This is a genomic window from Candidatus Diapherotrites archaeon, from assembly GCA_040755695.1.
Lineage (GTDB): Archaea > Iainarchaeota > Iainarchaeia > Iainarchaeales > 1-14-0-10-31-34 > JBFMAK01.
This window is the reverse complement of sequence record JBFMAK010000001.1, coordinates 559,252-581,125: the sequence shown is the minus strand read 5'-3', so window position 1 is coordinate 581,125 and position 21,874 is coordinate 559,252. Positions and strand designations below refer to the sequence as shown.

At 38.7% G+C, this 21,874-nt stretch carries 24 protein-coding genes and 1 tRNA gene; 8 read left to right on the top strand and 17 right to left on the bottom strand.

The genetic code is table 11. The features are described from left to right. Positions 1-99: a DUF2080 family transposase-associated protein gene (locus tag AB1467_03445; GenBank protein MEW6295326.1), complete on the top strand. Its 99-nt coding sequence runs from the start codon at positions 1-3 to the stop codon at positions 97-99. Here the strand turns inward: AB1467_03445 and pyrG are convergent. After that, a complete protein-coding gene (gene pyrG, locus AB1467_03440; protein MEW6295325.1) occupies positions 91-1,818 on the bottom strand; it encodes a glutamine hydrolyzing CTP synthase in 1,728 nt (575 codons plus the stop codon). The two genes, AB1467_03445 and pyrG, sit on opposite strands and share 9 nt — an antisense overlap. A 130-nt stretch (positions 1,819-1,948) precedes the next feature. Between pyrG and AB1467_03435 the strand changes: the two genes are divergently transcribed. Together AB1467_03435 and AB1467_03430 are read left to right on the top strand one after the other, a co-directional pair. Then, a tRNA-Pro gene (locus AB1467_03435) sits at positions 1,949-2,096 on the top strand. A gap of 26 nt (positions 2,097-2,122) precedes the next feature. Further along, entirely contained in the window at positions 2,123-2,710 is a 588-nt protein-coding gene (locus AB1467_03430; protein ID MEW6295324.1) for a methyltransferase domain-containing protein, read from the top strand. Between the two features lie 16 nt (positions 2,711-2,726). On the opposite strand, the gene AB1467_03425 is transcribed toward AB1467_03430, so the two are convergent. After that, positions 2,727-3,470: a metallophosphoesterase gene (locus tag AB1467_03425; GenBank protein ID MEW6295323.1), complete on the bottom strand. Its 744-nt coding sequence runs from the start codon at positions 3,468-3,470 to the stop codon at positions 2,727-2,729. Between the two features lie 56 nt (positions 3,471-3,526). On the opposite strand from AB1467_03425, the gene AB1467_03420 reads away from it, so the two are divergent. Further along, positions 3,527-7,954: a S8 family serine peptidase gene (locus tag AB1467_03420; GenBank protein ID MEW6295322.1), complete on the top strand. Its 4,428-nt coding sequence runs from the start codon at positions 3,527-3,529 to the stop codon at positions 7,952-7,954. Between the two features lies 1 nt (position 7,955). Here AB1467_03420 and AB1467_03415 read toward each other — a convergent pair whose 3' ends face one another. The 6 genes from AB1467_03415 to AB1467_03390 all read right to left on the bottom strand — a co-directional run bounded on the left by AB1467_03415 (position 7,956) and on the right by AB1467_03390 (position 13,953). Next, positions 7,956-10,553, bottom strand: a complete 2,598-nt coding sequence (locus AB1467_03415; protein ID MEW6295321.1) for an ATP-dependent helicase — start codon at positions 10,551-10,553, stop codon at positions 7,956-7,958. Between the two features lie 69 nt (positions 10,554-10,622). Beyond that, on the bottom strand, positions 10,623-10,958 hold the full coding sequence (locus AB1467_03410; GenBank protein ID MEW6295320.1) for a hypothetical protein: 336 nt from the start codon (positions 10,956-10,958) through the stop codon (positions 10,623-10,625). Between the two features lie 10 nt (positions 10,959-10,968). After that, on the bottom strand, positions 10,969-11,292 hold the full coding sequence (locus tag AB1467_03405; GenBank protein MEW6295319.1) for a hypothetical protein: 324 nt from the start codon (positions 11,290-11,292) through the stop codon (positions 10,969-10,971). Positions 11,293-11,328: 36 nt separating this feature from the next. Beyond that, positions 11,329-11,961 (bottom strand): CDP-alcohol phosphatidyltransferase family protein, encoded by a 633-nt coding sequence (locus AB1467_03400; protein MEW6295318.1) that lies wholly within the window; start codon positions 11,959-11,961, stop codon positions 11,329-11,331. Between the two features lie 85 nt (positions 11,962-12,046). Continuing rightward, the gene (locus tag AB1467_03395; protein MEW6295317.1) at positions 12,047-13,345 is read right to left on the bottom strand and encodes a hypothetical protein; all 1,299 of its coding nucleotides are present in this window, start codon (positions 13,343-13,345) and stop codon (positions 12,047-12,049) included. Between the two features lie 86 nt (positions 13,346-13,431). Continuing rightward, entirely contained in the window at positions 13,432-13,953 is a 522-nt protein-coding gene (locus AB1467_03390) for a class I SAM-dependent methyltransferase (GenBank protein ID MEW6295316.1), read from the bottom strand. 38 nt (positions 13,954-13,991) lie between these two features. On the opposite strand from AB1467_03390, the gene AB1467_03385 reads away from it, so the two are divergent. Then, positions 13,992-14,876, top strand: coding sequence for a radical SAM protein (locus AB1467_03385; protein MEW6295315.1), 885 nt, complete (start codon positions 13,992-13,994; stop codon positions 14,874-14,876). Here AB1467_03385 and AB1467_03380 read toward each other — a convergent pair. The 4 genes from AB1467_03380 to AB1467_03365 form a co-directional block, all read right to left on the bottom strand. Then, positions 14,866-15,162, bottom strand: coding sequence for a DUF134 domain-containing protein (locus tag AB1467_03380; GenBank protein MEW6295314.1), 297 nt, complete (start codon positions 15,160-15,162; stop codon positions 14,866-14,868). The two genes, AB1467_03385 and AB1467_03380, sit on opposite strands and share 11 nt — an antisense overlap. A gap of 8 nt (positions 15,163-15,170) precedes the next feature. Then, positions 15,171-15,401: a DUF5320 domain-containing protein gene (locus AB1467_03375; protein ID MEW6295313.1), complete on the bottom strand. Its 231-nt coding sequence runs from the start codon at positions 15,399-15,401 to the stop codon at positions 15,171-15,173. 94 nt (positions 15,402-15,495) lie between these two features. Beyond that, positions 15,496-16,239 (bottom strand): hypothetical protein, encoded by a 744-nt coding sequence (locus AB1467_03370; protein MEW6295312.1) that lies wholly within the window; start codon positions 16,237-16,239, stop codon positions 15,496-15,498. A 3-nt stretch (positions 16,240-16,242) separates the two neighbouring features. Then, positions 16,243-16,965: a metallophosphoesterase family protein gene (locus AB1467_03365; protein MEW6295311.1), complete on the bottom strand. Its 723-nt coding sequence runs from the start codon at positions 16,963-16,965 to the stop codon at positions 16,243-16,245. Positions 16,966-17,151: 186 nt separating this feature from the next. Here AB1467_03365 and AB1467_03360 point away from each other — a divergent pair, with 186 nt between their 5' ends. Further along, a complete protein-coding gene (locus AB1467_03360; GenBank protein MEW6295310.1) occupies positions 17,152-17,721 on the top strand; it encodes a hypothetical protein in 570 nt (189 codons plus the stop codon). A gap of 7 nt (positions 17,722-17,728) precedes the next feature. Here AB1467_03360 and AB1467_03355 read toward each other — a convergent pair whose 3' ends face one another. Together AB1467_03355 and AB1467_03350 are read right to left on the bottom strand one after the other, a co-directional pair. Next, entirely contained in the window at positions 17,729-18,709 is a 981-nt protein-coding gene (locus AB1467_03355) for a ribose-phosphate pyrophosphokinase (GenBank protein MEW6295309.1), read from the bottom strand. 29 nt (positions 18,710-18,738) lie between these two features. Beyond that, the gene (locus tag AB1467_03350; protein ID MEW6295308.1) at positions 18,739-18,861 is read right to left on the bottom strand and encodes a hypothetical protein; all 123 of its coding nucleotides are present in this window, start codon (positions 18,859-18,861) and stop codon (positions 18,739-18,741) included. An 89-nt stretch (positions 18,862-18,950) separates the two neighbouring features. Here AB1467_03350 and eno point away from each other — a divergent pair, with 89 nt between their 5' ends. Continuing rightward, complete coding sequence (gene eno / locus AB1467_03345) at positions 18,951-20,222, top strand: phosphopyruvate hydratase (protein MEW6295307.1); 1,272 nt, start codon at positions 18,951-18,953, stop codon at positions 20,220-20,222. A 113-nt stretch (positions 20,223-20,335) separates the two neighbouring features. Here the strand turns inward: eno and AB1467_03340 are convergent, their stop codons facing one another. Beyond that, complete coding sequence (locus tag AB1467_03340; GenBank protein ID MEW6295306.1) at positions 20,336-20,470, bottom strand: hypothetical protein; 135 nt, start codon at positions 20,468-20,470, stop codon at positions 20,336-20,338. Positions 20,471-20,644: 174 nt separating this feature from the next. Here AB1467_03340 and AB1467_03335 point away from each other — a divergent pair, with 174 nt between their 5' ends. Continuing rightward, positions 20,645-20,797 carry a hypothetical protein gene (locus tag AB1467_03335; protein ID MEW6295305.1) on the top strand — a complete coding sequence of 51 codons (153 nt, stop codon included), beginning with the start codon at positions 20,645-20,647 and terminating at the stop codon, positions 20,795-20,797. Between the two features lie 54 nt (positions 20,798-20,851). Here the strand turns inward: AB1467_03335 and AB1467_03330 are convergent, their stop codons facing one another. Continuing rightward, the gene (locus AB1467_03330) at positions 20,852-21,043 is read right to left on the bottom strand and encodes a hypothetical protein (GenBank protein ID MEW6295304.1); all 192 of its coding nucleotides are present in this window, start codon (positions 21,041-21,043) and stop codon (positions 20,852-20,854) included. Positions 21,044-21,118: 75 nt separating this feature from the next. Next, positions 21,119-21,874 carry an endonuclease NucS gene (gene nucS, locus AB1467_03325; GenBank protein ID MEW6295303.1) on the bottom strand — a complete coding sequence of 252 codons (756 nt, stop codon included), beginning with the start codon at positions 21,872-21,874 and terminating at the stop codon, positions 21,119-21,121.

The following is a 21,874-nucleotide window of genomic DNA, read 5'->3' as shown; positions in this document are numbered from 1 at the left end:
ATACTAGAAAGAACCATAACGCCATTCGGAACATCAGCAAAAGCAGACGTTCCCAAAAAATATATTGGAAAAAGAGCCTACATCGTTATCCTAACCTAAAAACACACTAAAATTATGTCCCAAAGCCTGAATGCAGGCCTTCACGAAGCCATAAAAGCAGGGATTAGGCCTTAGAGGCCTGGAAGTGAATTCAGGGTGGAATTGGGTTGCAAGAAAGAATTTATGCTTTGGCAGTTCAAGTATCTGCATTATGTTCTTTTTAGGGGCCTTGCCTGAGAAGACTATTCCTTTTTCTTCGAATCTTTCAATGAATTCAGGGTTGCACTCGTACCTGTGCCTGAACCTTTCCCTTATTACTTTCTTTCCGTACAATTTGAATGCATTAGTGCCTTGTTTTACTTCCACGTCATGGCCGCCCAAGCGCATTGTTGCTCCCATTGCCCCTAATTTCTTTTGTTCCGGCAGCAAGTCAATTACAGGAGAGCATGACTGGTTGAATTCAGTTGAATTGGCTTTCTTTAGGCCTAAGACATTTCTTGCGAACTCAATTAAAGCCATCTGGAAACCCAAGCACAACCCCAAAAAAGGAATGTTGTGCTCCCTGCAGTATTTCACGCACTCAATCTTTCCTTCAATTCCTCTTGCTCCAAAGCCTCCTGGCACAATCAGTCCGTGCACTCCATTCAGTTCCTGTCTTGCGCTCTTCTTTCCAGTATCAATTTCTGTTGTCTCAATCCATTTAATGTTTATTTTAACCCTTAATTCTGCCTCGCAGTGCTCTAAAGCCTTCAGGATGCTGATGTAAGAATCCCTCAGGCCTGTGTACTTGCCTGCAATTCCAATTGTAATTGTTTTTTTTGGCTTGATTAAAGTCATCTTTTCAGTCCATTTCTTTAATGTGCTTCCATTGCCCTTCAATTTCCTTTTAGGGATTTTCAGCACCTCAAAAATCTCTTTATCCAATCCAACCTCCCTTAATTTTAATGGAATGCTATAGAAATCGCTCATGTCATGCAGTCCTATTACTCTATACATTGGGACATTTGCAAACAAGGAAATCTTCTCCCTTATATTCTGCCTTATCGGGTTTTCTCCCCTGCAGATTATGATGTCAGGCAGAATTCCAATTTCAACCAATTTCTTTATGCCCAATTGGGCTGCCTTGCTCTTCTGCTCCCCCAAGCTCTTCGGAGCAAAAATATAAGTCATGTTTATTACGCAGACATTCTCTTTGCCTTCCTCGTAAATCAACTGCCTTACAGCCTCAAGCAAATACAAGTTCTCATAGTCTCCCACTGTACCGCCAATTTCTATTAATACTGCGTCCGCCCTGCTTTTCACTGCCAGGTCCCTGAAATACTTCTTTATTTCTCCAGTCACATGAGGAATGAACTGCACGTCCCTTCCTAAATATTCCCCTCTCCTCTCCTTTGCGATTATTTCAGAGTAAATCCTCCCAGAAGTAATGAAATTGTCTTTGCTTAAGTTTTCGTCAATAAACCTTTCGTAAGTCCCCAAATCCAAGTCTGTTTCTGTTCCGTCATCCAGCACAAACACTTCACCGTGCCTGAAAGGATTCAAGGTGCCTGCATCAACATTCCAGTAGGCTTCAGCCTTGATTGGAGCAACCTTTAAGCCCCTGTCCTTCAGCAGTTTAGCCAGCGAGCTGCTTAATGTTCCCTTTCCTATTCCGCTTATGACAGAGCCTGTGATTACAATGTATTTTGTTTTTCCTGCCTTGTATTCTTTTGTGAGCGGAGAAAAGAATTCCGAGTCCACACTCTTGCTTCCGGCCTTGAATAATTCCTTTTCTGCCATAATCTTTCCCGCACACAAACAAATAGAATAATATTAAATTCGCTTTCATTTTTAATTCTTTTGTTTGATTGCAAAGTACTACCAAGCGAAGCGCAGGTAGTACCCCAGCGTAAACTGACGGAACGGTTTTGGGGCTGTAGTCTAGCTTGGCAGGACCCTGGCTTCGGGACGGACTTTTCAAGCTTTGCTTGAAATTGTTACGTTATCCCAAAAGAAAAAGGGCTTGTTTGTTGTCCGCGAGAAAGCCAGAAACCCGAGTTCAAATCTCGGCGGCCCCAAATTAATACATAAAGAAGTGTCATAAATGACTTATTTATCTCAAAATGAAATATTACAAAAATACAGAAAAGAAAAGTTACTCTGGGGCCTAACACCTAATAAATATTTAGCAGAAATTCCAAAAATAGTAAAATCTGGAGATGTTCTTGACTTTGGGGTTGGTGAAGGTAGAAATGCTTTATTTCTTGCGAAAAAAGGATTCAGTGTTACAGGCATTGATATTTCTAAGGCAGCTGTAAAAAAATTTTTAATGTTTGCCAAAAAAAGAAACTTACATGTAAAAGGGATAGTAGGTGACATTGCCAATTTTAAATTTAATAGAAATTATGATGTTATCATTTGTATTGCAGTATTAGATCTAATCTCAAACCCTTTAAAATTAATTAAAAAAATGAAGAAGCACACCAACAAAGGAGGATTAAATTTAGTAAGTGTTTTTACAACGAAAAATACAGAATGGAAAAAATATCCCGGATTATATTTTTTTAAAGAAACAGAATTAAAGGAAATTTACAAAGACTGGCAAATCATAAAATATGAAAACTATATTAAAAAAGATAGACACGGAAAACCACATAAGCATCACATAGCAATTTTAATTGCAAAAAAATAACATAGTTTTAACCTAATTATAATTCCTTCAATTTCCCAAAATAGTATGGTTTGTCTTCTATTGCCCAGGCCTCGAATTCCTCTAGGCCTTGCTGGAGGAATGGCGAGAGAAGTTTTTCTTTGGTTACGTCTGTTCCCTCAGAAAAAGAATTGAATGATGGAAGCACTACAAGCACTTTGCCTGACCATCTGCCTTTAAGGAAGCACTTGAATTTCTCCTGCTTCACGCCCTCTGTTAAGGTGACTGAAGGGTGCTCGTGTCCTATGACCAGAATTTCGCTTTCATTGAATTCCTTGAAGAACTTCATTTCATTGCCGTGAATGAACAGCAAATTTTTTTCAGGAAGGTAATAGAATTCTCTCACGCTCAAATTCTTCCAGGAAGCAATAGGCCCAAGGATTGTGTCATGGTTTCCTCTCAGCAAAATTATTTCGTTGCAGTTTTTTGCTATTAATTCTATGGTAAGGATTACTTCATTCCATTCCTGCTCTGAAATCCTGCCGAATTCATGCTTTAAGTCCCCTAAAATAATTACTTTTTGCACTTTGCCGGTTTTCTCAAAAATCTTCTTCAGCCTTTGCTTTGTCTCGTTGAAATTAAATCTTGGAACCAGGACGCCCTGCTTGTTCAATGCCTCCTCATAACCCAAATGCAGGTCTGCAATCACAAGAATTCTTTCTTCCTCAAAATATAAAGCCAAATCAATAATTCGAGTGTTCGGGAGAATTGGCTTTTCTTTTTTCTCTTTTGTTTTTGGCATAAATTAAATTGAATTAAGAAAAGCTTTTATAGGGGTTGATGCTTTAATTACTTTGAATGAGGAAAACCGCAGACAAAAGAATCATTCTAATTGTTTCCTTTTCTTTAATTATGTTTTTGCTGTTTTTTATCGGTTGCACTCAACCAAACTCAGATTCCAGCGGGAAGGCCTTGGCTAAAGTTCCAACGCCATATTACTGCAAGACAATGAATGACTGCATGAAATATTCCTTCTGCGCTGAAGCAAGCTGTATTCCCTGCAATAACTGCCCTCCCCCTACCTATACAAATTTGTGTGATTGTATTGGTAATGCCTGCAAGAAAATGGCTGTAGCGCAGATGGCCGGAACAAAGTATTTATGCGGTTGCGGTGACGGTTCATGCAATTTCCAGGACACAATAGAAAACTGCCCGCAGGATTGTGGGAAGCTTGAGGTTAAAGTAAAAACAGAAAAACCCTTTTATACAGTGGGAGAGCAAGTGAAACTAACAGACCCTCTTGCCTCAGAAATAGGTTTAGCCGGCGCACAAAATACTTCTTCAAAATTTGTATTCCAAACAATCTCAAAAGACAATGAAGCCAAAAACTATGAAATTATCGGGGGAAGCCCGCCTTACACCATTGTTTCCCCTGCAGAAAACCCTAAAGTCTATGACTCAACAGGAAAAGAGATTGACCTGCTTAAATCAAAAGGATTTATTGTTCAATTCAAGGAGAGTGCTGTTTTAGAATATAAAAGAGAGCAGGAGAATGCTAAAAAAAAGGTTTTGCCTGCAGGGCTGATTGCTTACAATAATTTTCTGAATCAAAAGCATGTTGAGTATAAGGAAGGAGTAAAAAAGGAAATAGCTGATTTTGATGGCAAGCTTTTAGGTGAATACACTAAAGTATTCAATGGAATGGCATTGAATGTTTCGCAGGCTGAACTTGATAAAATTAAAAATTTGGATTTCATTTCAAAGGTTTATCCAAACAATCAAGTGAAAGCAATCTTATATGATAGTGTCCAGTTAATTCACGCCCCAGAAGTGTGGCAGTTGGTAGATGCAAACAATAATTCTGTTACTGGAAAAGGAATAAAGATTGCAATAATTGATACAGGAGTTGATTATACTCACCCGGACTTGGGCGGCTGCTTTGGCCCAGGGTGTAAGGTTGAAGGAGGATATGATTTCGTTAACAATGATGCTGACCCAATGGACGATCACGGCCATGGAACTCACGTTGCAGGGATAGCTGCAGGAAATGGAACAACAGTGGGGGTTGCACCAGAAGCAACCTTGTACGCCTATAAGGTATTAAATTTAGCTGGATTTGGTTCATTTGATAATATAATAGCTGGAATTAATAGAGCAGTAGATCCAAATAATGACGGAGACTTTTCTGATCATCTTGATGTCATTAACATGAGTTTGGGGGGCCCAGGAGACCCTGATGATCCTATTTCTCAGGCAGTAGATAATGCAAATAGTGCTGGTGTTGTTTCTGTTATTGCAGCAGGAAATTCTGGTCCTGGTTCTCAAACAATTGGCTCGCCTGGAACTGCAAGAACTGCAATAACTGTCGGTGCAAGCTGCAAGCCATCACAGGTTGGAAGTTATTGCGACTCAAATATTGCTTTTTTTAGTTCAAGAGGTCCTGTTTATGATTTAAACGGAAATCTGATAGTAAAGCCTGATGTTGTTGCCCCAGGAGTTTTAATTTGTGCTGCAAGGCAACCAGATTTTAAGCCATGGAACTTTAATCCTAATTATTCATCGTGTTTGGATGACAAACATGTTTTGTTAAGTGGAACCAGCATGGCGTCACCACACGTTGCAGGGGCAGTAGCTTTGTTGAGACAACTTCACCCAGAATGGAGTTCTCAAGAAGTAAAAGATGTATTAAAAGCCAATGCAGTAGATTTAGGATTTGATCAGTACACTCAAGGGGCAGGGCTTGTTAATGTTTTTGCTTCAGCGCAAATGACATTGAGTGCCCAAATGACTCCTTTTATGTTAAATTATGATGATGTTCCAACTGAAAAGTATTGGGTTAAAACACAAGAATTAACAATAAAAAATCTTACAAATAATTCTATTACTTTTGATCTCTCCGCAGAAACAACTCAAGACGGAATTGAAGTGTCTTTTAACCTGAAAAAAGTAGTGGTGCCCGCCAATTCAAGCAGTAAATTTCAAGCAACAATAAAAATAGACAATGATAAGGTTCCAAGTAACTTTATTGCAAAAGGAAAAATAAATGCTACTTCTGGAATACAAAACCTAAGAGTTCCATTTAATATAATGGTAAAAGATAGAATAGCAACGCAAGCAGAGATTGAATTATCAGACAATCCTAATCTTTTGCAATATGAACAATCACAAATAATTGAAGTAAAAAATTTGAGAACTGACGTCGGCCAAGACTTTAACATTTCAGCTTCTGGCCCTCAAAGTGGTATTGAAGTATTATTATCTAATGACACTATTCATATTTCTCCCAGCGGAAGCAGCTTTTTTACATTTAATATTAAAGTAAATAATCAGGCAGTACCAAATAGGGTTTATACTGGAAAAATAATTTTAAGAAACCCACTGCAAACAAAAGAAATTACGTTCAAAATAATAAAATATTTTGTGTTAGATGTAAATTATGTTGAAACTCCGAGCAGGATTTTTGTAACAGACGGAGATTCTTTATTGATTGGAGTAGCAAAAGAAGGCGGCCCCACAAGATTTTTATTAGATAAGCCAAAATATGACGTAATAGTAGTATGGGATGATTGGAGCCAGGCAGATAAATATTTTGTAGTAAAAGAAAATGTTTTTATTGACGGGGCAAGATTAATACTCATAAACAAAGCAGATGCAGTAAATAAAATTTCAGTTAATTTAAAAGACCTAAGCGGAAAAAAATATTATCCAGAAGGAGAGATATTTTATTTTAGCATGAAAAGTGTTCTTTTATTTTATACTTTGGGTAACGGGGGCCTTTTTTCTTCTTATCATAATTATTTCTTTTCAAATGTAAGTGACAATTATATTTTTGCTTATCAAGCCCATGATATTCAACCATTTGCATACCCGACTTATAATGAATCTAACAAAGTTGAAGGATATTACATAAATTTTATAAAGCACGGATTAAATGGAAACTCATTATTTGAAAACAATCCAGCGGACTTCAGGGATGTTATTATCGAATACCACTCTAATAATACAGCAAATAAGAGTTTTCCCAAGTATTCAAATTGTTTTATGGGATATGCAGGCCGAATATGCGTGAGTTATGAGTCTCGGCAAGGAATCACTAAACCATTCAAATCTCTAGTTCATTACAAACCGTTCCCTGAAAATGAAACATATTTTTCGAATATATTTTCTTTATATGATACCAATGAATTTGTGCTCCCAAAATATGATTATTTAAATTACATAATAAAATCAAACAGTATTGAGAGATTATTCCGCCAATATATTGATTATGGAAGTTGGCCTGCATTGTACAACAATAAAATCAACATTGGCTTAGAGCCAATCGTATGGTATGGACAATTTATTAATGAGTATTCAGATTATGATATGGTATTAAAAAACTACAAAAATTTTTGCGGGGCGTTATATTTCACTCAATCGCTTGATCTTGAGCACAGTAAAAATCTGCCTTTCAAATTATATCAAAACAATGAATTAGTATCAGATGGGAATATTTATGTTGGGCAATGGTATGATTGCTATTTAAGTTTCGAGACTTATATTAATTTGCCTAGAGGCCGGGAAAAATATACTTTTTCTATTGACAGGAATTATTTGATTGACGGAAACTTATTTACTTCAAATGTTGCAGCAGAATTTGACACTACTTTAAATGATAAAGACCCGCCTTCTTTCAAGTACTTTGAGCTTAAATCAAACAACAAGCTGACTGACACCATCTATTTGAATGAAGGAAAAGTAAATACCTTGTACTTTGAGTTGGACCCAATTGGAGGAATAATCAATTCAGTTGATGTTTCTTATAATACTGGAAGCGGATGGAAGAACCTTGTAGTGCAATTAAATGCAGACAAAACAGTCAATTCAGTGAATATTCCAATAGAAGTTGCAAGCACTAAAATGTATTCAATAAAAATTCTAGCCAAAGATGATTCAGGGAACTCCCTGCAATACACCTTCCAGGTTCCGGCAAAAGCAGAATCAAAGATTTTAAGCGAAAACGAAAAAGACACAAATGTTTACGTGACAATGAAACTACAGCAAGCAGATCCAGCAGGAAACTGGACTGACAAGCAAATAATATTGAATAAATCAAAGCAGATAATCCCAATGCTGGACAATCTGGCTTTGGATTCCTTCTGGAATAATGCAAACATTATTGTTAATACAGAAGGCGCTTATAGGGCATATGTAGAATTAACAAATACTCAAGGAAATATTTTGAAGGACAGCACAGGAAAAGATTTAATAGCATACAATGTGTTTAAAGTAAGAAGATCGGAATAAATCATTTTTCCTCTTTCTCCTTTATCTTCTGCTGTATCTGCTCGTGCAACCTTTTGATGAACTGGAGCTTGGATTCCATGCGCATTAAGTCCATGTAGCCCTGCAGTGCAAGATTGAATGCAAAAGGAGAGGGAATTTCAGTGAGAATGATTTTGGTTTTGATTAATTTGTCTTCAATTCCCTTAATCACTCTTGTTGCATGATCCAAATCCATTAAATCTTCAAGCACTTCCCTTCTGGCTTCCTTCAATATTGGAAATTCTTCTGAAATCCTTTTCACTGCACTCAACAGAAGCCTTGAAGCCATCTGCTGTTTTCCAGCGCTCTTTTCGTAGCCTTTATAGGAGCGCAGAATCATAAGGGAACGCACAGCACAGTGCCTGAACCTCCTTCCCAAAACCTCAGTCCTCTCAATTGCTGATTCAAGCAATCTCTTGAGCTCAGAGCTCTTTACTAATGAAAGTGTCCTTTCTAATGGAATTTTTGTGTCAGCCGAAAGCACAAAACCATTGTCATTCATTGAAATCTCGACATCTTTATGGATTAGCCTGCTCAAGGCAAAAGCATAAGCCCTGCTCAGGGCATCATTTGTTCTTCTCCCATAAAGCGAATGGAATATTATATGGCTCAAATTGGCTTCCTTGTACACTTCAATCAATAATTTTTTTGTAGTTGGAATTTCAGCGTACAAAAACTGCTCTTTAAAGTATTCATAGATTGCGTTCCCTGCATTCTCTTCAACATACAAATAAGAGTGAATGAATTGCAGTATTTCCTTTTTTGTCTTTTTTGCACGGAATTTTTCTTCCATCAAACACCTGAACTTCTGTATTTCCAGCGAAAGATCAAAGGATAAGGGAAGCATTTCCGAAACCCAGCTTGGAACTGTAGGAGGCCTCTTGAAAGCGCTCTTCACCTGCGCAGTCATTCCTCTAGCAAACAAAAATTCATAGCTTTGGCCTCCTAACACAAAGACATCCCCTTTATGCAGCCTTTCAAGGAAGCCTTCATCTATTGTTCCAATCTTTTGTTCTCCTAATTTGACTGTAATCTTTGCTTCATCTGGAATAGTGCCTACATTTGTCATGTAAATAGTTCTAGTCATTTTTCCCTTTTTGCCGAACATCTTTGTTTTCTCATCAAACCAGATCTTTCCGTAAACATGCCTTACCTCCAAACTAGAATATTCGCCTGCAAGATAAGAGAGCACTTCATAAAAGTCATTTCTTTCAAGGCTCTTGTAGCAATAGCTCTGCCTTATGAGCTTGAATGCTTCCTCTGAGTGCTGTTTTCCTTCCAATGCAATTCCAAGCAATTGCTGTGCAAGTACATCCAAACAATTTTTTGGAATTTGAATCCTGTCAATCTTGTGCTCTAAAGCATTCTTGAGAAGGACAGAGCATTCAATGAGGTCGTCCCTGTCAAGCACAATAATCCTGCCTTTAATTTCGTCGTGCAGTTTATGGCCAGACCTTCCAATCCTTTGCAGCGCCCTTGCAACGCTTTTAGGGCTGCCTAATAATACAACCAAGTCAATGTATCCAATATCTATTCCCAATTCAAGCGAGGTGGAAGAAACAACAACCTTTAATTCTCCTTTCTTCAGCCTTTCCTCTACATTCAATCTAAGCTCCCTGCTCAAGGAAGAATGATGGGCTCCAATGTTTGCAGTGTAATTCTTTGGGAACTTCTCTTTCAGGTGGTGCACTACCCTTTCTGTTGCGCTTCTCGTGTTAGTGAATACAAGTGTTGTCTTGTGTGCCTGAATCAATTCATCCAGCAAATTGTACAATGCATTATGCACTTGCTCCTGTGTGACATCAACCATGTTAGGAAGGGGAGAAATTACCTTCATGTTCAATTTCTTCTCTAACTTAACATCCACAATCTTGCAGTCTCTCGGCTTTCCTTTTTCTTCCCCTACAAGAAATTCCGCTACCTCATCTATTGGGGCAATTGTAGCGCTCAATCCAATCCTGCATAATCCTGGCGAAAGCCTTTGCAGCCTTTCCAGTGAAATGGAGAGGTGAACGCCTCTCTTTGATTCTGCAAGCGAGTGTATTTCATCTATAATGCACCATTTCACTTTGGAGAGAAGAAGCCTGAATTTCGGGGCATTAAGAATTATCGCCAATGACTCTGGAGTTGTAATTAAAATGTGTACAGGCTTCCTCATCATTGAGGCTCTCTCGCTTGGCGTTGTGTCCCCTGTTCTCACCCCAATCCTTACATTGATTTTCTTTGCTTTTTTTTCTGCCTTTTTTTCAATTTCTTCCAATGGCTCTCTCAGATTTCTTGAGATATCATTATTGAGTGCCCGGAGGGGTGAAATGTAAATGCAGTAAACCCTGTCTTCCAATTGCCCTGCCTCTGAAAGGGAAACCAATTCATTTAATATTGCAGTGAATGCTGAAAGGGTTTTCCCTGAGCCAGTTACAGCAGTAATTAGAGTGTTCTCCTGGTTGTGGATGTTTATTATTGAATATCTTTGCGGTTCAGTGAAAGAGCCGAATCTCTCCTTGAACCATTCCCCAAGCAAGGGATTCAGGATTGAATAAATTTCTTTGTCAGAATATTTCTTCTCCTGGAATTCAATCATAATAATCAGCCGGTAAATATTAATTGTAAAAAAAGGATTAAATGGTTAATTATTCCCAAAAAATTAGAATCAGAGGCTTTCGATGTATGCCCTTATCTTTTCTTTAGGCATGCCTTTTAAGGGCATTGCCATTCTCTTCTGGCCTATTGGAGAGAACCTGCTCAACTTTTCTATTATTTCCGGTGCAAAGCCCGGCTCTTTCACCATTGCATCCAATACAATGGGCTTGACTGACAGGTCAATGCCTGAGTGTTCAAGCATAGTGCTTAATTCTGCTCTCCTTGTTTCATTTATTTCTTTTACTTTCTGCTCGTATAACAGCCTTTTTGTTTCCTCTGAGTATTCATCGAATTTTCCTTTGTCCTGATTTTTTCCCTTGAATAATGCGTCCAGTAATTTTCCCATTTAATTCACTCTAAAGTCTTTCAAGATATTTCCTTGTCTGATCCTGGTTCATTCTCCTGATGTCTGCAGCAAAATTTTCTTGGGCATGGCTGCTGTACTTGCTTAACTTGAGTATAATCTTTTCTGCATACACAGGGTCCCGCACCATTGATTCTAAAACTGTTTCTTTAATGAATGGATTAAGCCTTGCTTCATTGAACTTCTCCAAGAACCTCTGCCTTAATTCTGCCTCATAGGAGTCAGGCGCAGGATTGCTTGTAGCCCATTTCGCTTTATTGGTATAGCCTTCTTCCTTTTTTACCTGTTTTGCTAAAATTCTGCCAAAAAGACCCAAATATAATCACCCTAAAAGTATTACATCTTTTCTTATTTAAATCCCTTTTGCTTTCCTCTTTGTTTTTGGCTTTTCAATTAATTTTTTTGCCCTGAAAAACCTCTGGATAGCGCTCAAATTAGAAAGGATTGCCAGTGCAAGCAGGAACCAGAAAAGAAGGGTGAAAGAAAAAATTTCTTTTGAGTAAATTCCGAAAGCAATCAACCCAATCCCTAACAACAGAATTCTTTCAGTTCTCTCTAAGAGCTCAGGCCAGTTGGCATTCTCCACTTTAACTTCAATTGCAGCCCTTGCCTTGTTATAAGAGGTAATAATTGAACCGAGGAATGCAATGAATACAAGAACCCATAAGCCAGATGAAAGGCCTATTGCAAAGAAAATTACTGCCTCAACATACCTGTCAGTTACAGCATCAAAATAAGAGCCAAATTTAGTTGAAGAATTTGTCGCCCTTGCAACTGCCCCATCCAATGCATCCATTGCCCCAGTAACCAGGATCAATATTCCTCCGGCAAGCCATTGGCCTTTAATTATGGCAAAAGCAGTTACTATAGCCAGAACAACTGAAAGCATTGTGACATGGTTTGCCTTCAGCCCAATGCCTGCAAGCATTCCCCCAATTGAATCAGTAAAGCCCTTTGTCTTATGCCTATAATTAGAGCTAATCATACAGATAGAATAATTTGGATTCCAAAAAATTAAAAAAGATAGCCGGCCTTCAAAAAAAGCCGGCTGGAATGGGGGGTGAAAAACATCAGTCAGCCATGGCTGGGTACGCGTAAATTGGAGGGGCAAGAATTCCAACAATTATCAGCGAAACAACTGCAAGCACTAAAAGCCATAGAACAGTGCTCATCAGAATCATTGCTCCAAACCCAAAGCCTTTCCTGTTCCCGTAATATATTGGAAGGCCAATCAATAGTGCCCCGCTCACAATTAATCCAATCAGGAAAAAGAGCAATCCAATCAAAGCAGGATTCATGTAGCCCACAATTGAAAATAAGGCAGAAACAATCACTGCATAAAACCACCAGAAGGCAATTATGCCCAAAGCAGAAAGGAATCCAACCAACGCAATAAAGCCAATTCCCTTCTCTTCCTCTCCCCTTAATTCTCTTTTTTCTCTTGCAGTCCTTTTAGGCTCAAAGAACTGCTTTTCCTCTCTTCCCCAAAAAATCTTGCTTAAAATTAAATTCTTTGCAGTGAACCCAATCACAATTAATATTATAATCCATAATGCTATGTCGCCCAAAAATAAAAGCAGCCAGTTGTCTGAATAAGATCCTTTCAAGTGAAATGACTCAAATGGATCAAGATTTGAGGCAGTCTTCACGATTTCTCCCTGAGAATACTCTATTGCCTGAGAGTAGTCCCTGTAATAAGAAGAAGAAACCTCAGCTGAAGCCATTTTGCTTACTGCACCTGAGCCAAAGAATTCAGGCTTGTATTCAACCTTTGCCTGGCCTCCTTTAAGATAAAGGCCTTCCTGCACGTTCACTGCAACCCTTACATTCTGAATCAATGCAGCCTTGTTGTCCACAACAGTCTTGAAGTCAAAATTGAATGTTCCCAGAAAATCTTTTTCTGCGTAGCCTAAAATCTTGTACAGTAATACAATTGCTGCCTGAGAGTTAGGCTGAATGCTGTAAGGGAGCTCCAAGTGTACTAAAGTTGAGTCAGAGGTATAATCGTAAGTGAAGTCTATTTTCTGGTTCTGGTATTGCGGGTAAGGATAGTAGTCAGGAGCCACAGGCTTTTCAATAATTTGTTCTGCGCCATATAATGGCACAGGATAAGGATAACCATAAGGTTCTAGTACAGCCTTGTATATCTTTGCCCTTCCCGGAATCTCCAAGTCAAATTTTTTAATTGAAGAGTCAGTGAAATTATCTATAACCAGTTTAGCTGAAACAATTGCATCCCCTTCTCCGTCAAAAGTCACAACATAATAGTCGTTCGAGTGAAAGTATGAAGAAGAAGTTTTGGCTGAAACAAGCGGGCTTAAAATTAATATTAGCACGAGTAACAGAATCAATAAATTCTTTGCCTTCATAGAACAAAATCACCTTTAAAACAAATTATGTTTAAGGGTCTTTAAATACTTGAAGAAATAGTTAGGCGAAAACCTAAGCATCAGTTTCATTTGCGCTTTACAGCAAAAATAATATGGGGTTTAGAGCTGTCATCAGAGCTCATATATTTTTCGAATTTTATCCAAGGTGTTTTTTCTGTTTCTTTTTCTTTTAATGGCCTGGAGTAAACTTCATATCCGGCTTCTTTCAATAATTCAATTTCTTTTTCTGCGTGAAATTTACGGCAAGTTAGTATCAGCCTTCCGTTTTTTACCAGCACTCTTTTTATTTCCTTGTAGACCTCGCGTTTTTTGCCGTAAGTATAAATATCAGTTCCAAAAGCCAAAGACATGTCAGAATTAATTACTTTTATTGAATTGCTTCTCTGTTTTTTCAAAAACTTGAACATATCTGATTTTTTTATCTTTTCAGAAGATTTTACTGAATACCAATTGTCAACCCCAATAACTCTTTTGCCGTCTTTCCCAAACCTCCTAATTAAATCTCCTTTTCCGCAGCCCAAGTCAACAAAATTGATTGTCTTTTTATTGGGGAATATTTTTATTTTGATTTTGGGAATTTTAAGCATATTAAATTAAATAAATCTTAACTTGTATTTATTACTTTATGTACGCACTCAAAAACTATCAGGCAATACTTGAAGGAAAGGCAAAGCCAAAGTATCTGGCTTTAAAGGATTTGGGAAAACTGCAGAGCAAGGTGGAGCAGGCTTACGAGCTAATGGCTTCCTGCACTTTATGCGAGAGAAAATGCAATGCAAAGAGGATGGAAGGAAAAAAAGGCTATTGCAGGGTTTTAGGCCCTAAAGTGAATTCTGCTTTCGAGCATTTCGGGGAAGAGCCATTTTTTGTGCCTTCCTTTACTGTCTTCTTTTCTGGCTGCAATCTGAATTGCGTTTACTGCCAAAACTTTCAGGCAAGCCAGCTAGACCAAGGAGAAGAATCAAGCGTAGAGCAATTGGCAAAAACCTTCTTGAACGCAAACAATTGCAGGAACTTGAACTTGGTTGGAGGAAGCCCAACACCACAGCTTCCATTTATTCTTGATGCATTGAACCGTATTGACCTTAATGTTCCTGTAATATGGAATTCCAATTTTTTTATGAGCGAGAAAGCAATGGAGCTCCTGAAAGGAACAATTGATGTCTTTCTCTCGGACTTCAAGTACGGTAGCAATGAATGCGCTTTAAAGTACTCTAATGCCCCCAATTATCTTGATGTAGTGAAAAGGAATCATGTGCTTGCATTCAATGACTCTGAAATGGTTGTAAGGCATTTAATGCTGCCAGGGCATTTCGAGTGCTGCACTTCTCCAGTCCTAAAATTCATCGCAGAAAAATTCAAGGACAAGGCTGTAGTGAACATCATGGACCAATTCCATCCAGACTATAAATCATATGAATTCTTTGAGCTCAGGAGAAGAATCACAGCAGAAGAATTAAGCAAGGCCTTAAAACTGGCAGAAGAATTAGGATTAGAGTTTATTTACTGAATTTGCAGAAGCCTCCTTCAATTTTTATTGCTTTTCCGTTTACAATGGCGTCAGCTATCTTTTTTCTTGCTGACAACACCAGCCTGTGAAAGGTTGGCTGCGAGATGTTCATTTTTTTTGCTGCTTCCTCTTGTTCCAAGCCTAATAAATCCTTTAATCTCACAGCCTCAAACTCATCAAATGATATGGTTGATTCTTCCAGTTGCTTCATCCTAATTCCCGCAGGCTTGAAGTAAGTTATATCTGGATGAAAACTTACCCTCCTGCAAAGTCTTGGCCTGGGCATTCAATATTTCACTCTTTTAATTCTTCCAATTTTTTTTCGATTGCTTTTTTTTCTGCTTCAATTTCTTTAATTTCTTCTTCCAAGATTTTCTTTTGCTCTTCTTGTGTTAAAGTTATTGGTTCAGAAAAACTAAATCTGCTTAAGCCCCTCCTAAAAGCAAAGCCTCTTCCGCACGGCCCAAATCCTTTTCCAGTAAGGGTCCCGCGACCAAGAGGGCCGGTTCCGTCTCTAAAAGGCATATTTTGCACCTCCAAAATGTATTATAAATATATATTCATAATTATTTTTAAAGCTTTCGTAAAAAAATGGATAAAGTGAAAAAATTTGCTTAAATTATTTTATTCTTCTTACAATTAGTATGTATGTGTTGAGTGTCTCTGTCTGTGGATAAAATTTTGCTTTAAAGCCTCTTTTTTCAAAAGCCCTTTCAATTCCTTTTAGGGTACTTTGAAAATCTATTTTTTTGAATTGTATGCTGAAAGATTCTTTTTTGGTTGGTTTTAATTCTTTGGGGACTTCAAAATTAACCATCATTATCCCGCCTTTCTTCAGGGAATAAGCAAACTTTAACAGGTGGTCTTTTCTTATGAAAGGTGCAGTATAGGCAATAGAACCTCTTGTTGAGATTATTGCGTCAACTGGCTTTTTTGGCACATAATGTTCTGCGGGCCCAATAATTACCTCGTCTATTTTCCCGCCTGCTTTTCTTGCCATTAAAGCATCATCAGGAAATAAAGAAAGCGCGATTGTTTTGTTAGGCACTTTTTTTTCTAATAACCTAAGTTTTAATTCTTCTAGAGCCCGACCAGTGCCTGAGCCATCTTCTAAAATTATTAAGGGTTTTCCTTTTTTTCTTTGCATCTTTGCAAGGGCTTCAACAATAGTTGTTCCGAGAGCTTGATAAAAAAAGCTGTTATAATCAAAATAACTCCTGTCCTTGACCCAAGTAATATTTTTTCTCTGAAGGTATTTGACATTGGCGTCAAATTTTTCCCTTTGCAGGTTTATTTTATTTTTGACTCTTTCAACGTAATAAGCTGGGCCTCTGGCTTTTGGTTTAAAAGGTTTTTTTGGCATTTGCTAAATCCCTTTCTCCAACCTTTCTGCTTCTATTTCCGGGAGGCCTGCTTTCCTGATTTTTTCTTGGGTTAACTTATAGTTGTATTCAATCCTTCTTATTTCCAAGCTTCTTTTCTGGAAATCGAGCACTGCGTAACCTGCTTTGGGGTTTTCGTCGCGTGGCTGTCCTACAGAAGGAATGCTTGCAACCATTCTCTTCCCTGAAAAATTGATTGTGCTGTCTCCAACAATTGGGATAAAGTCTCTTGCTTTTGCTTCATAATAGAATGGTTTATGCGTGTGGCCTACAATAACTAAATCTTCCACTACCTGCTTCAGGCACAATTCTGCTTTTTCTTCATCCATGTATTCGAGCAAAGGATCATTGTTTGTGCCGTGCACTGCAAGCATGAACTGCATTGAAAAGAATTTTGGAAGATGAGAAAGAAAATTCCTGCTGCTTTCAGTCAATTGCTTTTTTGTCCATTCAACGCATTGCGCTGCATTTTCAGTGAATAATTCAGTGCCAATTATTCCAGCAGAGGCTGCATCAGAGTTTCCCATAATGCAGAGCAGACCTTCCTGTTTCCTGAGCACTTCAATGCATTCGTTTGGTTCAGCGCCGTAAGACACAATGTCTCCAAGGCAGAGGAGTCTGTCGCAATAATATCTTTTGGCTGATTCAAGCACTGCATTCAATGCCTCCGAGTTTGCGTGAATGTCAGAAATAATCAGGTAGCGCATAATTAGAATTAAATGAAGGCAAAGAAATAAAAAAACCTTCCAAAAAAGAAAGCCTTATTAACAGCTGAATTCCAATTATTATTGAATGAAACCAAAATACTATTTGTATGCAGTTTTTGGTTTAATTATTGCTGGACTTGTTTTGAGCGGCTGCACTCAAAGCGTACCCCCAATAAATCCTGCACAATGGAAGCAAAGCTCTGCCCTGACGGCACAGCAGTGGGCAGGAATCCAGCAAAAAACCGTGAATTTGATGAATGCCCTAAAGTGCCAATAAACAATTTAAGCATTCAGTGCAGTACAGATAATGACTGCCTTCTCATAGATAGGGACGTGAATTTTAAGGCTTGTTGGCCTGTTGCCTGTCTAGAAGTTGATTATTCTTTAGACAAATGGATTGCGGTAAACAAAAACTCTTTTGAAACATTCAAATTACAGCAGGCAGGATTCAGGCCTTCAGACTGCGGTCCTGACCCAGGCTGCCCGATAAAATTAATTAATGACAATTACGAGGCAAGATGTATTGATAAAATATGCAAAAAGCTTCCAATATGCATTCCTGAAGGCGAAAGCTATGCTGTTGTTCCTGGAGCAAAGCCCTGTTGCGAAGGATTAACTGCAATTGGCTGCAGTAAGCCTGATGCAAACAATAATTGCCCTCCGGCATGCGTTGGGGCATCCTATTGCACTAAATGCGGTGACGGAGTATGCGATGCAAGAGAGAACAAGTGCAATTGCCCGGCTGACTGCAAATAATTAATTTTTAAACAATTTTTTCCTGCCTGGCTTTTTCTGTTTCGAATAATTCGCTGACTGAAAGGTTTTTGTGGATGTTCTTTATTGCTTTGGCGAGTAGGGGGGCAATTGTTATCTGCTCTATTTTGCTGCTTTCCTTGCCGTTCAAGGGAATTGAATCAGAAACAAACAATTTCTCTATGGGTGAAGCATTAATGTTTTCTATTGCCTTGCCTGAGAGGACGCCGTGAGTGCAGTAAGCGAAAATCTTTTTTGCCCCGTTGTCCTTCAAGGCCTTGGACCCTAGAGTGAGAGAGCCTGCTGTGTCAACCATGTCGTCGAACATAATGCAGGTCTTTCCCTTAACTTCCCCAATCACATTGAATACTTCAGCTACATTTTCTTTGGGCCTCATTTTGTCAACAATTGCAATTCCTGCCCCTGGAAGAAGCCTTGAGAAAGCCCTTGCCCTTCTGACGCCTCCTGTGTCAGGGCTTATTATTACAAGGTCTTTAAGCAATTCTTTCCTGTGCTTGTGAATAAAATCAGCTACAATGTAAGCAGAATCTAAGTTATCAACAGGAATATCAAAGAATCCTTGGATTGGGGCTGAATGCAGGTCAATTGAAAGCATTCTTTGGGCTCCAGCAACAGAAATCAGGTCTGCAACAAGCTTTGCTGATATAGGGTCTCTTGCGCCAATCTTGTGGTCCTGCCTTCCATAGCCGTAATATGGAACTACTGCAGTGATTCTTCCGGCTGAAGCCCTTTTGGCTGCATCCAAAAAAACAAGGAGCTCCATTAAACTGTCGTTCTGGGGCGCACAAAGCGATTGAATGAAGAAAACATCTTTTCCCCTGATGGATTCGTTTATTTTCAGGTTGACTTCCCCGTCGCTGAATTTGCCTGCAAAGCAGTCGCTCAAGCCTAAATTCAGTTCAAAGGCGATAGCTTCAGCCAATTTCCTGTTAGAGTTTCCTGAGAAAAGCTTCAAGTCAAAGTTGTCCATTTGCAAAGCACCGAATTATTCTTTTTTCTTTAATCTTTTTTTGCTTTCACGAAAGAAATCATTATTCCCTTGTTTGGCGTTCTCCTTACGCCTGCAATTAATTGCTTTCTTTTTTCTTCTTTTTTTTGGGCGTCAAGCGGGGTTAAAGGCATTAATTATTCCTCCTTTCAGGCCTAATGAAATAATTAGGGCTACCTAATTTAAATATTTTTGTTTTAGTTGTAATAGAAGTGAAATAAAAATGAGCAAAATCGTGAAAATCAAGGCAAGGCAGGTTTTGGACTCAAGGGGCAATCCAACAATTGAAGCTGAAGTGCACACCAAGAGATTTATTTCCTGCGCAATTGTTCCAAGCGGTGCATCAAGAGGAAGCCTGGAGGCATTAGAGCTTAGAGACAACGAGAAAGACTATTTAGGGCAGAGTGTATTGAAGGCTGTAAGCAATGTGAACAAGGTTATAGCACAAAAGTTGATTGGAATGGACGTAAAAGAGCAAAAGCGCATTGACAGGGCAATGATTGAATTGGATGGCACCCCAAATAAATCCAAGTTAGGGGCCAATGCAATACTTGCTGTAAGCCTTGCTGTCGCAAGGAATGGAGCATTATGCTCTGAAATGCCCTTGTTTGAATACTTGGCTGAATTAATCAAGAACAAGCTTTTTTCTCTTCCTGTGCCTGCATTCAATATGATTAATGGGGGAGCTCACGCATCAAATAATTTGAGCATCCAGGAATTCTTGTTGTATCCAATAGACTTCAAGTCCTTTTCTGATGCTTTAAGGTGCGGTTCAGAAATACACCATGAATTAAAGAAGATTATAATAAAAAAGCACGGCAAAAGCGATGCCAATTACGGTGATGAAGGAGGCTTTGCCCCAAATTTAAGGAAGACAACAGACGCCTTTGAATTAATCCTTGAAGCAGCAAGGGAACTGGGATACGAGAAAAAGGTGAAGTTAGGCATAGATGCTGCTGCCTCGCAGTTCTACAAGAACAAGCGCTATGTAATTGAAGGAATGAAGCTTAAGAGCGAGGAATTAGTGCATTACTATCTTGAATTAAAGAAGGCTTACCCAATGCTTTCCTTTGAAGACCCCTTCGCGGAGGAGGACTGGAATTCGTTCATTGAATTGAACAAGAAGACAGGAGAAAAAATCCTTGTCATAGGGGACGACCTGTTTGTCTCCAGGGCTGACAGGATAAAGAAAGCAGTTGACTTAAAGGCATGCAATGCCCTCCTGCTTAAGGTGAACCAGGTAGGCACTTTAAGCGAGGCATTAGAGTCAGCCCAGACAGCATTCAACGGCAAATGGAGGGTAATGGTAAGCCACAGGAGCGGAGAAACAGAGGACTCATTCATTGCAGACTTAGCAGTAGGCATTAATTCAGGCCTTATAAAGACAGGGGCTCCATGCAGGGGCGAAAGGACAGCAAAATTCAATCAATTACTGAGAATAGAGGAAGAGCTCACAGCGCACAATAAAGCCTTATACGCAGGCATCCATTTCTAATTTAATCCTAATTAACAGTAATCATAAAATAAAAAACATAAAATAAAAAAATAGAAAAGTAGAGGAAAAGAACCTGAAAAATTTTAGAAAAAGAATTTTTTTAAAGGGGTTATTTAGAATTCTTCGTCTGATTCCTCATAATCATAGTCTTCTGTGTCTTCTGAGTCCTCGTCTGTGCTCCAGTCGTCTTCTTCCTGTTCTTCTTCCTCGAACTTCTTCTTTTCTGGTTTCTTCTTTTTTTCTGCCATTAAAAAATCACCTTTGGTTTATTGAGAGCTTAAAGGAAAAAAGGCCTGAAATCAAAGCCTAAATTTTCCATTACCATTTCTTTTCAGGGAAGAATATAAAAACCTTTGCCTTAAAGTAGGGCAAAAACATTATTTAAATTTTTCTACATAATAGTTTTTTGTGGTGGGGCATTAATGGAAGGAATAATTAAACAGCAGAACAGGGTGCAGGAACAAATAGAGAGAATTCAGGACGACATAAGGAAAATCCAGAACGAACAGATAGAATTGAATGTCAGGCTGAGCAGAATGGAGAACGGCAGGTTCACCAAAACCAAATCAAAATAAATTAATCAATCCGCAATAAAAGAGTATTTGGTCTTCCTTTTTTTGTTTTTTTGTTCAGCCGCTGGTCCAGAACCTTTTGTCATGCCTTTTTTCAGCCATCTGTTTTTCTAATTCTTCTTTTGTCAGCTTCTCTCTTGTTTCATTTAATGGATTTCTTTTTGCTTCTTCCTCGCTTGCACAGTCCTCGCACAAGCCGCCTCTTAAGTCCTCTTTCCTGTTACATTTTCTGCATATACCTCTTACCAAAAAACCACCATGCTAAACCAATTATTACCTGAAAATAATTAAAATCTATGCGTTCAATGAAATCTCCTTCAAAAATTATTCAACGAATTCCATTATTCCTTTCTGCTTCTTCTGCAGGCCTTTTATTTGGGCTTTAGGATTACTTATCTCGTAGTCCAGTTTATAGAATTCAAGGCCATATCTTTCGAGCAGTTCGTAAGGAGGCCTAGCAATGTCTGGAGCGCACAATATGCCTCTTGTTTCTTTCCCTTTAATTTTCTCCACCTGTTTAACGTAAAGCTGGAGCTGGCTCACTGCCTTCAAGTCTGCCTTCCTTCTTTTAACTTCAATTACCACAAGTCTGCCTTTCTCGTCTTCTGCAAGGATGTCAATTATTCCCTTGCGCAATGGAATTTCCTGATTCACTGCCTTGAGGCCTGGCTCAATGAATGAAAGGTCCTGCATTAATAATTGGCTTAATTCTTTCTCTGAGCCGAAAAGCCTTAAGTCCTTGTCTCCTTCAATGTCAAAATTTTTTATGAAGTCAATGCCATAAAAGAATACTTCCAATAATTCCTTTGGCTTTCTTTTTCTTGCGCTTATTATTATGGCCCCTTCAGGGCTTAATTCGCTTGAAATATCGCTGTTAACCATGTAGTTCACAGGATTCAAAAACCTGTTCTGGTGTACAGCGAAAGAGCCGTCGCCTTTAATTAAAAGCATCCTCTTTCCTTTTGGAAGCTTTGATCCTGCCCTGCCCTGGTACTGCACAAAGCATTCCCCTATAACCAATAGCATTTCTTTTCTGTGCACTGCCTCTTTAATTAGCTCTAAAGCCTGCCCTAACTCCAT